The sequence below is a fragment of the Aeromonas sp. ASNIH4 genome, assembly GCF_002934425.1.
Lineage (GTDB): Bacteria > Pseudomonadota > Gammaproteobacteria > Enterobacterales > Aeromonadaceae > Aeromonas > Aeromonas hydrophila.
Window position 1 is genome coordinate 2877396 of record NZ_CP026217.1, and the last position, 13000, is coordinate 2890395.

The following is a 13000-nucleotide window of genomic DNA, read 5'->3' on the forward strand; positions in this document are numbered from 1 at the left end:
ACGGCATTCTGTTTTGGCGCAATAGTAAACGGCGATTATTGTCATAATTCAAGCTAACTCAAGCCTGTTCCCTGACTTTATGCCAATCCGGCGAATTTTACCCCGCCGGCGCTCCCCATACGGGGGTACCCTTTCGCTCCGGTCGCGGCCTATCTGTGCAGCCAATCGGTTTTATCCCGCGGCAACCTGCCCATCCAGCTGGATTTTTGGGATAATCCGCCCTCTACTCCCCCTCCATCACACAATGAGGTCATGACATGGGATTTGATACCAGCGGACTACTCCCCCTGAGCGACGCCCTGCAGGGCATGCTGGCACAGCTTGACGGCTGCTGCGACAGCGAACAGCTGCCCCTGCCAGAGGCCCTTGGCCGGGTACTCGCCATGGATATCGCCTCCCCTCTTTCCGTGCCCCCGTTCGACAACTCCGCCATGGATGGTTACGCGGTGCGGCTGGCCGATCTCGCCGTCGGCGCTCCCCTCATCATGGCGGGCAAGGCCTTTGCCGGCCAGCCCTATCAGGGTGAGTGGCCCGCCGGCCACTGCGTGCGCATCATGACCGGCGCCCCGGTGCCGGCCGGGACGGATGCGGTGGTGATGCAGGAAGAAACGCAGGCCGATGGCGACAGGATCACCTTTTTGACCACGCCGGTGCCCGGCCAGAACATTCGCCGCCGTGGCGAAGACATCCGCGAGGGCGCCAGCGTGCTCGCTGCCGGTACTCGCCTCACTGCCCGGGAGATGCCGCTGCTGGCCTCCCTCGGCATTGCCAGCGTGCCGGTACGTCGGCCGCTCAAAGTGGCCATCTTCAGTACCGGTGACGAGCTCAAGCCGGTCGGCACCCCCCTCGCCCACGGCGACATCTACGACTCCAACCGCTACGGCGTGCGAGCCATGCTGGATCGCATGGGCTGTGATTGCCTCGACCTTGGCATCATCCCGGACGATCCGGCCCAGCTGCGCGCCGCCTTCCAAAAGGCCGACCGCGAGGCCGACGCCCTCATCACCACAGGCGGCGTCTCGGTGGGGGAAGCGGACTTCACCAAACAGCTGCTGGAGGAGCTCGGCGAGATCGGCTTCTGGAAGCTGGCCATCAAGCCGGGCAAGCCGTTTGCCTTCGGTCGCCTGCCCCACGCCTGGTTCTTCGGTCTGCCGGGCAACCCGGTCTCCGCCATGGTCACCTTCGATCAGCTGGTGCAACCGGCGCTGGCCAAGCTGGCGGGCCAACGTTTCGAGCGCCCGCTTCAACTGCCAGCCATTGCCGCAGAGCCGCTCAAGAAGGCGCCGGGCCGGCTCGACTTCCAGCGCGGCATCCTGACTCAGGGGCCAAACGGCCTGGAGGTGCGCAGCACCGGCTCGCAGGACTCCGCCGTGTTCAGCTCCCTGTCGCGCGCCAACTGTTACATCGTCCTTGAGCGCGAGCGGGGGCGTGTCGCGGCAGGCGAGACGGTCACCGTCGAACCATTCGGGGGATTGCTGCTGTGAGCGAGATCCTGAGCGACGCCGAGCTGTTGCGCTACAACCGCCAGATCATCCTCAAGTCCTTCGACTTCGAGGGCCAGGAGGCGCTCAAACAGGCTCATGTGCTGGTGATCGGCGCCGGCGGCCTCGGCTGCGCCGCCAGCCAGTATCTGGCGGTGGCCGGGGTCGGCCAGCTCACTCTGGTCGATTTCGATCGGGTGGAGCTCTCCAACCTGCAGCGCCAGGTGCTGCACACCGATGAGCGCATCGGCCACTACAAGGTGGACTCCGCCGCCCAGTCCCTGCGCGCCCTCACCCCCTGGCTCAAGGTGGAGACCCACGCCGCCGTGGCCGACGAGGCTCTGCTCGATACCCTCTTACCCCGCCACCAGCTGGTATTGGATTGCACCGACAACCTGGCCATTCGCAACCTGCTCAACCAAAAAGCCCGCCAACACGGCGTGCCGCTGGTCAGCGGCGCCGCCATCCGGCTGGAGGGACAAGTCTGCAGCTTCACCTGGCAGAAGGGGGAACCCTGCTACGCCTGCCTCAGCGCCCTGTTCGGCGAGCAGGCGCTCACCTGCGTCGAGGCGGGGGTGCTCGCCCCCGTAGTGGGACTGGTGGGCAGCTTGCAGGCGCTCGAAGCCATCAAACTCTTGGCAGGGATGGGCCGCAGTTACAGCGGCCGCCTGCTGATGATCGACGGCCTTGGCGGCACCTTTCGCGAAATGAAGCTACCCAAGCGCCCCGACTGCCCGGTCTGCTCGCACGGGTGAACAAGGCCGTTTTCGCATCATGATGCGGCTATGAGAAAAGACGAAAAAGCCCGCCGGGTCTCCCCGGCGGGCTTTTTACTGAACAGATGCTGATGGTGGTGCTTACAACACCTTGGCGATCGCATCGCACAGCGGATCTATGTTAGCACGGGTGATACCGGCCACGCTGATCCGGCCCGAGCCGACGATGTAGATGGCAAACTCGCTCTTGAGGCGCTCCACCTGATCCTTGGAGAGACCGGAGAAGGAGAACATGCCGTTCTGCTCGCGGATAAAGCTGAAGTCCTGGTTCACCCCGCGCGCCGCCAGTTTCTCCACCAGCAGCTCACGCATCTCGCGAATGCGCACCCGCATGGCCGCCACTTCTTCCACCCACTCGGCATAGAGGGCCGGATCGCTCACCACGGCAGTGACGACGGCGGCGCCGTGTGACGGCGGGTTGGAGTAGTTGGCACGAATGACAGTCTTGACCTGGGTGAAGGCCACGTCGGCGATCTCCTTGGTCGCACTGACCAGGGTGAAGGCGCCGACCCGCTCGTTGTAGAGGCCGAAGTTCTTGGAGAAGGAGCTCGCCACCAGCAGCTCGTCGTGGCACTCGGCGAAGATGCGCAGACCTTCGGCATCCTCTTCGATACCGCGGGCAAAGCCCTGATAGGCGAAGTCAAACAACGGCAGCCAGCCGGCAGCAGCACTCTGCTTGGCCAGTGCGCGCCACTGATCAGCGGTCGGGTCGATACCGGTCGGGTTGTGGCAGCAACCGTGCAGCAGCACCAGATCGCCAGCCTGCACTTCAGCCAAAGAGGCCTGCATGGCGGCAAAGTCGAGACCCTTGCTGGCCTCATCGTAGTACTTGTACCACTTGACGGAAAGGCCAGCAGCCTGGAACACGCTGACGTGGTTGGCCCAGGTGGGATCGGAGATCCAGACAGTCTTGGCCAGACCGTTGCGCACCACGAACTCGGCGGCGATGCGCAGGGCACCGGTACCGCCCGGTGCCTGAGCAGTCTTGGCGCGGCCGCTGGCGACCAGCGCAGAATCTTGCCCGAACAGCAGTTGCTGCACGATGCGGCCATATTCGATATTGCCTTCGATACCGAGGTAATTCTTGGTCTTCTCGTCGGTCAAGAGCTTCTGCTCGGCTTTCTTGACGCAGTGGAGAATGGGGGTGGCACCGGTCTCATCCTTGTAGATCCCGACCCCCAGGTTGATCTTGTGGCTGCGAGAGTCAGCACGGAAAGCTTCGGTCAGGCCCAGGATCGGATCCGCTGGGGCGGCAACAACCTTTTCAAACATGGTATTCCCTGTATTCCGTTGAGTTCGTTGGCTGGCAAAGCGTGTTGGCACACCGTCCGTGACACGCAAAACACGTGGCAAACAAAAGCGCCCATCTGGCGAGCGCTTCGTCAACTCTTTATATCACCGTGCAGAGTGGGGGCAAACCGCTTTTTCGGCCGGATCTGCGGCAATCTCAACAGATGGCATGCCACTGCGGCGCCAACGCGCACACCTCGGCAGACAAGCCACCATTGGACTCAACCAAACCGCTACAAACTGCTAACAATGACTTGGGGATCCGGCTCGGCTCCCAGGGACGGGAATCGGTCAGCGGCAGGGCATAGGCCGCCATGATGGGAGCCAGTGAGGTAGGTAGCCACCAGCTGGCCGGACGGCCCAGACGCTGGGCCAGGGTCAGCACCCGATCCACCCCGCTCGGATCGAGAGAGGTAAGATGGCTCCACTGCACCTGGGGCGGCAGAGCGGCGATCACTTGCTGCAGCGCCTGCTGCGCCGGGGCGGGAGCCCAGACCAGCAGTGTCCCCACCGGCAGCATCAGCTCGGCAAAGGCACCGACGCTGTCGGTGGTGATCACCCGTAGCAGCTCCCCCTCCCCCCACAGGATCTTGCCAAGGCCGGCCAGGTTGCGCTCGGGCAGCGCCACCTCGCCGAGCGCCTGCAACCAGGGGGCGGCATCGAGCAGGGTGCCGCCGCTGAAAAAGAGGCTGAACGGCTGGGGGGCGCGCAGACGCAGCAGCTGATCGGCGCAGAGCCGGATCCCCTTGTCTTCAAAATCGATCTGCTCGTTGGGGGAAAAGCTCACCTCGCTCTTGCGATAGAGCGCGGCGAGCACCCGCTCGTTGACCTGCTCCGCCAGCTGCCACCCCTGCCCATGCAGCCACTCCTCCGGGGTCGGTGGTGCCGTGGCGATCTCGGCCAGCGTCAGTTCACGAGTCAGGTAGCGGCGGCCGGCAGGTGTCAGCTCATAGTGGTGGTTGCCCAGCGCCAGCAGCAGCTGGTTGTCCTTGAGCAGACCCAGCAGGGGTTGCCACTGACGGGCGCGGACCACCGAGGTGGGGTTGTCCAGCAGCTGGCGGGCCAGCTCCCGCCACTGCGGGTGACTAAAGTCAATCAAGCGTCATCCTTCCCTGTCTGCCGAACATACTGCAACGAGCTGAATAATCTAGCGATTCGCTGACCGGGAGCCAAGTACAGAAAAGAGACAACGTGAACTGGCGCAAGCCAAACAGGAGAAGGAGAGGATGATCAACAGAGGGGAACAGAAATAATCAAGTGGAAAACAGATAAAACAAAACGGCCAAGCAAGCTTGGCCGTTCATCAACTAAATCAGCGCAGAGGCTGGATTAGAAGTTGTATTGCAGGGCAACGGTCCACTCGTCGTCCATCTTGTCGATACCCTGGATTTTGTACTCGGTGTAAGCTTTCAGCTTGGAAGTGAAAGCGTACTGTACGCCCAGCAGGGTTTCGTCAACCATGTCTTCGTAGGAAGAACCCGCGGTGTTGTCTTTACCTTCCTTGAAGTTGTAACCGGCCAGGAAGGTCCAGGCATCAACGTTATAGGAAGCCGCCAGCTCGTAGCCACGACCTTCACCCTTATAACCTGTGGTGTCGTTCTTCAGATCACCGTCAGTGTAGACACCGGCGAAGTAGAAGCCGTTGATGGCGTAGTGTGCACCCAGAGCCCACTCGGACTTCTTACCAGTGTTGGTATTAGTGGTACTTTCCAAATCGGAGTATGCATAACCGGCATTCAGGCCCAGACCAAAGTCGAAGTCATAACCAGCGGCAGCGGCGTACCCGTAGTTACGCTTGATGCCAGGGAATTCGGTAGTGAAGGAGTGGTAATCCCCCCATTTTTAGGGGCATTCAAAAGTAGAGGTCATGCGGCCTGTGCCAGACGCTGTTTCGGCGTGTAGCCACCCAGCGCCATATTGGGCCGCTCATGGTTATAAACCCACAGCCAGTTCGTGGCAAACTCCTGTAGTTCATTCAGTGACTCAAACAGGTAATGGCCCAGCCAGTCGTAGCGCACCGTGCGGTTAAACCGTTCGATGTAGGCATTCTGCTGCGGATTTCCTGGCTGGATATAGCCCAGGGTTATCCCCTCCTGTTTCGCCCATCGCTTGAGCTCTTCGCTGATGTATTCCGGGCCATTGTCACATCGGATAATGGCGGGCTTACCTCGCCACGTGATCACCTGCTCCAGCGCCCGTTTGACTCGTGAGGCGGGTAAGGAGAAATCCACCTCGATGCACAGCGCTTCACGATTGAAGTCATCGATCACATTAAACAGCCGCACCGAGCGGCCATCGCTGAGCTGGTCATGCATAAAGTCCATCGACCAGCACTGATTAGGCTGGTCGGGAACCGCCAACGGCTCTGGCTTAGCCCGAACCAACCGTTTCCTGGGTTTTATCCGCAGATTGAGCTCCAGCGCCCGATAGATCCGGTATACCCGTTTGTGATTCCAGCCAAAGCCTTGGACGTTGCGCAGGTACAAAAAGCATAACCCGAAGCCCCAGTTGCGCTGGCTGGCCGTGATACGTAGCAGCCAATCGGCAATTTCCTGGTTTTCATCGACCAGCACGGGCTGATAGCGATAGCAGCTTTCACTGACCTTGAAGATCCGGCAAGCCAGACGGATGGATATGGCGTAGTGAGTCACGGCTTTGGTCGCCATCTCCCGGCGGGCAGATGGCGTTACCACTTTTTTGCCATGGCCTCGGTGATGATCTCTGCCTTGAGGCGCTCCTCGGCGTACATCTTCTTGAGGCGGCGGTTTTCGTCCTCCAGCTCCTTGAGTCGAGCCATGAGGGAGGCATCCATCCCCCCGAATTTGGAACGCCACTTGTAGAAGGTGGTCGTGCTTATGCCATGCTCGCGGCAGAGCTCCGGGACGGGAGCTCCAGCCTCAGCTTGTTTGAGGATGGCGATGATCTGGGTATCGCTAAAGCGTGATGTTTTCATGTAGAACCTCCTGCGTTCAAGGTACGGGAAAATTCTACTTATGAGCACCCTGGTTTTTCGGGGGGATTACCGAGTTACCACCGACATCAGACACTTTGACTGCTTCATTGTCATTGGTCTGATAGGACAGTTTGCCCTTGAAGCCACCGAAGGTGTTGGAGTAGATGATCTGGCCTTCTTGACGGCCGTCATAGAAGTTACCGTAGCTACCCCATTCGTTGAAGATATCGGTCGGTTCCAGCACATCGTAGAACGCGGTATCGGTCTGACCGAAAATGATCTTACCGTACTGGGTGCCATCAAAACCAGCATAGATGTGACGAGATTTGAATTTGGTGTCGTCAGAGTTTTCGGCAGCTACTTGCCACTCAGTCTTGGCGATTGCGGACCAAGTGTTGTTCAGCGCAACTTTGCCGGACCAGCCCAGACGGGAGGTACCGATCAGTTCTGCATCACCATGTGTATCAGCCTGAGTGAGAGGGTTGGGGTTATTACTGTCACCGTAGTAGTTAGCCTGTACACGGCCGTATACGTCAAAAGTGGTACCGTCTTTGTCATAGATCACTGCAGCGTTAGCGGCAGATGCGAACAGAGCCGGGATAGCAATAGCCAGAATTGTCTTTTTCATAGTTTCCAATGCCTACTGTAATTAAACACTAAGTCGTTGTTATTCCCTGTGTTAGCGATGTACTTTGCATCAATATGGCGCCGAGACTAGCACCGGGTTTTCCAATCCGCAATGAAAAAACTTGGAACTTTTTACGAAAAGCATAGTCATAGCGGAAAAATTGTGACCTGAATCCCACATTGTTTGCACGTCATGGGAAAACGTTTACAGTGATAACCGCTGGTATTATTCGGTCAGATTGGTGATTTATCACACAATAGCGGTGCCACGCCCTATATAAAGAAGAGGAGGTCGGATCTGTGCGTTGCCACATGCCTCGACCCGGGTTGCCAGTTGCAGGTATCCTGTTCCCCTTCACCCTGTGCAATGGTCATTTTTTTCATGCTGTCTACCCGTCTCAAAACCACCATTCGCAATACCTATCGACAAATTGCCGATGGCTTACCCGGTTTTGTGCCGCGCAAGGAGCAGAATTTTCTGGTGGCCGAGATAGCCAAGACACTGACCGGGGAATATGACAAACAGCGTCGCATCCTGGTGGCCGAAGCCGGTACCGGCATCGGCAAGTCTCTCTCCTATGCCCAGGGGGCCATCCCGGTGGCACGGCTCACCCAGAAGAAGCTGGTGATCTCCACCGCCACCGTGGCGCTGCAGGAACAGCTGATCCACAAGGACCTCCCCTTCTACCACCGCCACAGCGAGTTGCCGTTTCGCTTCATGCTGATCAAGGGACGCCAGCGCTACTGCTGCGAGCACCTGCTGGAACAGGCCGCAAGCGGCAGCGAGATGGCCAACTTCGAGTTCGACTTCGGCAGTCTCAGCAAGCACAAGCCATCAGAATCCGACAAGAGTTGCTATCAGGCGCTGTGGCAGGCCTACACGGACGGTAAATGGGATGGCGATCGGGACAACTGGCCCAAGCCCATCCCCGATCTCTGCTGGGATCGCATCGCCGCCGACCGCCACACCTGCAACAAGGCGCTCAGTCATCATCAGCACTGCCCCTTCCACCGCGCCCGCAACGACATGGATGCAGCCGATGTGCTGGTGGTCAACCATGCCCTGCTGCTCTCCGACCTCACCATGGGGGGCGGCATCATATTGCCGCCGCCGGACGAGTGTATCTATGTGCTGGATGAGGCCCACCACCTGCCCACCATCGCCCGCGATCACGGCGCCGCCTCGGCCAGCGTCAAGGGTTCGCGCCGCTGGCTGGAGAAGCTGGCGCAGGGTGCCGGCAAGCTGGCCAGAACCCTCAACAAGGAGAGCCTGCTCGATCCCCAGCTCAAGCTGCAGGATGCGCTGGCCTCCCTGCAGCCGGATCTGAAGGCGCTGGAGCAGTGGCTCGCCGCCAACGACCGGCTGTTCAATGAGGAAAAACACTGTCGCTTCGCCGATGGCGTCTTGCCAGACCCTCTGCCGATGCTGGCGGAGAACCTCAAGGAGGCGAGCAAGAAGGCGCTGCGGGCGCTGGACAGAATGCAGGGCGCCATTGGCGAGGCGTTGAAGGATGGCGAGATCCGCCGCAAGGAGGCCGAACCCCTGCTGGCGGAGAGCGGCTTCTATCTGCAGCGGCTGGAGGGTTTTTGTGCCCTGTGGGAGATGTTGGGGCGCCATGTGCCCGAGGGCAAGACACCGTTGGCCCGCTGGATGGTCAAGAGCGATGACGGCGACATCTGGCTGCATGCCTCTCCCATCGAGGTCGGCTATCTGCTGGAAGAGTGGCTCTGGTCCAGGTGTCTTGGCGCCGTGCTGGTGTCGGCAACCCTGACAGCCCTCTCCTCGTTCAGCTATTTTCGCCATCAGGTGGGGCTCAAAGAGCACGACGGCACCCGCTATCTGCGGCTGCGCTCCCCCTTCGATTATCAGAAGGCCGAGCTCTATCTGCCCAAAATGGAGCACGAGCCCAGCGCACCCGCCTTCACCCAGGAGCTCATCAGCACCTTGCCCCGCCTGCTGGCAGGCAAGGAGGCGAGCCTGGTGCTGTTCTCCTCTTACCGACAGATGAACGAGGTGGCGGTGGGGCTGCGGGCCAAGGGGCTCTCCCTGCTGGTGCAGGGCGAAGCCTCCCGCAATGCCCTGCTCACCCTGCACAAGCAAAAATGCGATGGCGGCCAGGCCAGCATCCTGTTCGGTACCGGCAGCTTCTCGGAAGGGCTGGATCTGCCCGGCCACTACCTCACCAACCTGGTGATCACCAAGCTGCCATTTGCGGTGCCCAACTCGCCGGTGGAAGAGGCCACCGCCGAGTGGGTCGAGAAGCGGGGCGGCAACCCCTTCCTGCAGCTGACGGTGCCGGAGGCCTCTCGCAAGCTCATTCAGGCCTGTGGCCGTCTCATCCGCAAAGAGGCGGACAGGGGCCGGGTCACCATCCTCGACCGACGTCTATTGACCAAGCGTTATGGCAAGGGGCTGCTCGACGCGCTGCCCCCCTTCAGCCGTCGGATTGAGTAAGACAAGGGCCCATTGGCTCGGTCAGCACCCGTACCGTGGCTCGCGTTCGCTTTAAACATCGGGGCCGAGAGGCAACCCAGGCGCCATAAACGCCTATTGCTGCCCTTGGGCAAACCTGTAAAAATGAGCCCCTGTTTTTCAGTGGGCACTCGCCGACTGTTCAAGGAGATGAAATGAAACTGACTGTTCTGGTGCCGGCCCTGGCTGGTCTGTTGTGGGCAGGTAGTGCCCTGGCCGATGCCCAATTGGAAGTGACCAACCCCTACGTCGTACAGCTGATCGATGGCCAATCCATCAATCCCAAGCTGCTCGACAAGACCAACACCTTTCCCCTCAAGGCCGGCAAGCACCAGCTGGTCGTCGCCTTTGAAGGCAACTACTCCAGCCGCAGCGACATCAAGCTGGTGACTGCAGAGCCACTGGTGATCAACTTCACCGCCGCCGACAACCAGAGCCTGGTGCTGGACTACAAGAAGCCGCGCAACGAAACCGAAGCCAAGTTGTTCGTCAAAGAGCAGAAAGTCGCGCTGAAAGACAAGAGCAGCAACCAGGTCGTTGCCAGCGAGCAGTTCGTGCTGCCGAAAGTCGAAGGCTTCCAGCTGACCCGTGACTATCAGCAAGAACTGATCAACATGGGCAAAGCCTTCAATCAGCCCAAAACTGTTGCCATCTCCACCGCCGCCGTCATGGCTGCCAACAGCGCCCCGGTGCAAGTGGCCCCGAGCAAGGCTCAAAGCAACCCGGAAGCCCTGACCCAGCTGCAAAACTGGTACAACAAGGCCGATGCGGAGACTCGCAAAGCCTTCCAGATCTGGGTGATCCAGCAGCAGTAATGGCGCGCGAGCACTTGTTTCGTGCGACAAGGGGAGCCTGGCTCCCCTTTTTCATATCTGCCTCTCCACGAAGGCCCTGCCGTCATGTCACTGCGCATCTTCTATCACCCCCTCTACTCCGCCCTGACCCTGCCAGCGCGCCATCGCTTCCCGCTGGCCAAGTACCAGGCGCTGTTCGAGCGGCTCGGCAGCCTCGGCTATCCGCTGGCAGAAGCCGCCCCCGCCACCCCTGAGCAGATCAAACGGGTGCACGATGCCGCCTATGTGGAGGCCACCCTCACCGGCACCCTTGATGCAGGCGCCATTCGCCAGCTTGGTTTCCCCTGGTCCCCCCTGTTGATGGAGCGCACCCTGCGCTCGGTGGGGGCCACCCGGGCCGCCAGCCGCCACGCCCTGGAGCAGGGTTGCGGCCTGCAGATTTCCGGCGGCTATCACCACGCCCACCGGGACGTTGGCAGCGGCTTTTGCCTCTTCAACGATCTGGTGATCGCCGCCCAGATGTGCCTGGACGAAGGGCGCTGCGAGCAGGTACTGATCGTCGATCTCGATGTACACCAGGGGGATGGCAGCGCAGCACTGTGCCAGGGGCGGCGCGACATCATCACCCTCTCCCTGCACGGGGAGCACAACTTCCCCCGCTACAAGCCCGCCTCCCACATGGATTTTCCCCTGCCAAGCGGCATGGCGGACGATGCCTATCTCACCACGCTGGCAGAGGCGCTCAACCTGGCGCTGCGGCTCTATGCCCCCGACCTCATCCTCTATCAGGCCGGGGTCGATGTGCATAAGGACGACGAGCTTGGCTATCTCGCCTTGAGCGATGAAGGGGTGCGCCAGCGCGATGCCATGGTCTTTGACTGCGCACTGCGGCACGGCCTGCCCATCGCCGCCGTGCCGGGCGGCGGCTACCGGCGCGACTGGCAGCAGTTGATCCCGCTGCATATGTCCTTGTTTGAAGAGGCGAAAAAGCGCTACGGCTAACCGTTTATCTCTTCGTCAATCTCTCGTCTCCATGAAGCTCTAACTGGCAACCATTGCAAACAACAAGGCGGCCCTGGGGCCGCCTCTTCTTTATACCGGGTACCCTATTGCTATCGGGCACCCTAGCTCCATCTTGCCCCCTTGCCGGGAGCGAGGCTGGGATCCTGCCGCCCCGTTCAGGCGTGGGCCACCGGCGTCGGGTGTCCACCCAGCTTGCGCAGCAACATCAGCAGATACACGCACGACACGCCGGCGATCACGATGAACAGCTGATTGTCCGAGTAGTGCTGCATCAACAGCGCGGTACAGGCCGGGCCCAGCAGGCTGCCGATGGTGTAGCTCAGCAGCAGCGCCTGATTCATCGCCACCAGCTGATGGTGCTCGACCTTCTCGCAGGCCCATGCCATGGCCACCGGGTAGAGGGTGAAACCGGCGGCGCCCAGCACAAACAGCGCCGGGCCCATCGCCACACCGCTGAGCATGGCCCCGCACCCCAGGATCACCACCAGCACCTGTACCCGCAGCACCGGCAAGCGGCCAAATCTATCCGCCAGACGGCCCACCGGCCACTGCCCCAGGATGCCCGCGCTCACCATCACCGCCATCCAGTAGCCAATGCCGGCATCGCTCACCCCGCGGTGGTTCAGATAAAGCGGCATCAGGCCGTACAGCGACCCCAATACCATGCCGGAGATGATGCAGCCATCGACCCCGAGCCGCGCCTGCCGCAGCCGCAGCATAGGCCAGACCCGGGTGCTCCCTTGCTGCTCATTGCGTTCACTGACGATGCGGGTGAACAACAGCGGCAAGATAGCTGCCAATATCAGCCCGGTCGCCCAAGGCAGTACCTCCATCAGGCCGGTCGGCAGCTTGCTGACCAGCAGTTGCCCAAGCACGGTCCCCAGGTAGTAGACCATCATGTAGGCGGCCAGCAGCCGCCCTCGATTGCGCGCGTTGCCGCTGCACATCAGCGCGCTCTCCACCACCACCCAGATCATGGCGCAGCCGATGCCGGCGAGGAACCGCCAGCCGAGCCAGCTCCAGAAACCGAGGGTAATGCCGAGCCCGACACAACCAATGGCAAAGAGGGCGGAGGCCAGGTAGTAGCTGCGGTTGAACCCGTAGCGTTTGATCAGCGCCCCCGCCAGCAGGGTGCCCAGCAGGTTGCCGCTGAAATAGGAGGAGCTGACCATGCCCACCTGCCAGGTCGGCAGATTGTCATGGGCCAGCCAGAGCGGCACCAGGGTGTTCAACACCGCGATGGCCAGCGTGAGCAGCAGCAGGCCGCAGAGCAACAACAGCACTGGCCGGGTGTAGGTGGTCATGGGTAATACCGTGAGAAGAGTCAAAATGCGAGCGCATCATGCCACCGCCAATGCCATTGTCAATCGGCGTTAATTGGCGCAGGGGATGTTTTTTCACGCCGGCAGTAAAACCTCATTTGGCACCGCTCAGCGCTTGCTCGGCAGCCCGGCTCATCCCCTTGATTAACGGGTAGTTTGGCGGTCTTGATGAGGGCATGACCGGTCGATCATCCCCATCGACCTTGCGCGGCGCCATGAACATGATGGCGGGCGGCGGGCAGCGGCACACAAGAGTACGCG

At 60.8% G+C, this 13000-nt stretch carries 9 protein-coding genes and 2 pseudogenes; 5 read left to right on the forward strand and 6 right to left on the reverse strand.

The genetic code is table 11. The features are described 5' to 3' along the window. The first annotated feature begins 257 nt into the window (after positions 1 to 257). Together moeA and moeB are read left to right on the forward strand one after the other, a co-directional pair. A complete protein-coding gene (gene moeA / locus C2U40_RS13215; RefSeq protein ID WP_085735246.1) occupies positions 258 to 1484 on the forward strand; it encodes a molybdopterin molybdotransferase MoeA in 1227 nt (408 codons plus the stop codon). Further along, the gene (gene moeB, locus C2U40_RS13220; RefSeq protein ID WP_103827679.1) at positions 1481 to 2236 is read left to right on the forward strand and encodes a molybdopterin-synthase adenylyltransferase MoeB; all 756 of its coding nucleotides are present in this window, start codon (positions 1481 to 1483) and stop codon (positions 2234 to 2236) included. Before moeA ends, moeB begins: the two co-directional genes overlap by 4 nt. 102 nt (positions 2237 to 2338) lie before the next feature. On the opposite strand, the gene C2U40_RS13225 is transcribed toward moeB, so the two are convergent. The 5 genes and pseudogenes from C2U40_RS13225 to C2U40_RS13245 all read right to left on the reverse strand — a co-directional run. Then, positions 2339 to 3529 carry an amino acid aminotransferase gene (locus C2U40_RS13225; RefSeq protein WP_103827678.1) on the reverse strand — a complete coding sequence of 397 codons (1191 nt, stop codon included), beginning with the start codon at positions 3527 to 3529 and terminating at the stop codon, positions 2339 to 2341. Between the two features lie 175 nt (positions 3530 to 3704). Next, complete coding sequence (locus tag C2U40_RS13230) at positions 3705 to 4646, reverse strand: hypothetical protein (protein WP_181014792.1); 942 nt, start codon at positions 4644 to 4646, stop codon at positions 3705 to 3707. Between the two features lie 230 nt (positions 4647 to 4876). Beyond that, a pseudogene (gene omp38 / locus C2U40_RS13235) lies at positions 4877 to 5374 on the reverse strand (porin Omp38); the annotation flags it as partial. 38 nt (positions 5375 to 5412) lie between these two features. Then, positions 5413 to 6500, reverse strand: a protein-coding gene (locus C2U40_RS13240; protein ID WP_099368947.1) for an IS3-like element ISKpn10 family transposase whose coding sequence is annotated in 2 segments (ribosomal slippage) — positions 5413 to 6248 and positions 6248 to 6500 — 1089 coding nt in all. Because the reading frame shifts where the segments join, the coding sequence is not laid out codon by codon here. 70 nt (positions 6501 to 6570) lie between these two features. Then, a pseudogene (locus C2U40_RS13245) lies at positions 6571 to 7128 on the reverse strand (porin); the annotation flags it as partial. 381 nt (positions 7129 to 7509) lie between these two features. On the opposite strand from C2U40_RS13245, the gene dinG reads away from it, so the two are divergent. The 3 genes from dinG (at position 7510) to C2U40_RS13260 (ending at position 11396) form a co-directional block, all read left to right on the forward strand. Then, complete coding sequence (gene dinG / locus C2U40_RS13250; RefSeq protein ID WP_181014870.1) at positions 7510 to 9582, forward strand: ATP-dependent DNA helicase DinG; 2073 nt, start codon at positions 7510 to 7512, stop codon at positions 9580 to 9582. 173 nt (positions 9583 to 9755) lie between these two features. Then, positions 9756 to 10415, forward strand: coding sequence for a YccT family protein (locus C2U40_RS13255; RefSeq protein ID WP_103828326.1), 660 nt, complete (start codon positions 9756 to 9758; stop codon positions 10413 to 10415). Positions 10416 to 10499: 84 nt separating this feature from the next. After that, entirely contained in the window at positions 10500 to 11396 is an 897-nt protein-coding gene (locus tag C2U40_RS13260; RefSeq protein WP_181014869.1) for a histone deacetylase family protein, read from the forward strand. A 176-nt stretch (positions 11397 to 11572) separates the two neighbouring features. Here C2U40_RS13260 and C2U40_RS13265 read toward each other — a convergent pair whose 3' ends face one another. Then, positions 11573 to 12721, reverse strand: a complete 1149-nt coding sequence (locus C2U40_RS13265) for an MFS transporter (protein WP_103828324.1) — start codon at positions 12719 to 12721, stop codon at positions 11573 to 11575. Positions 12722 to 13000: the final 279 nt, after the last annotated feature.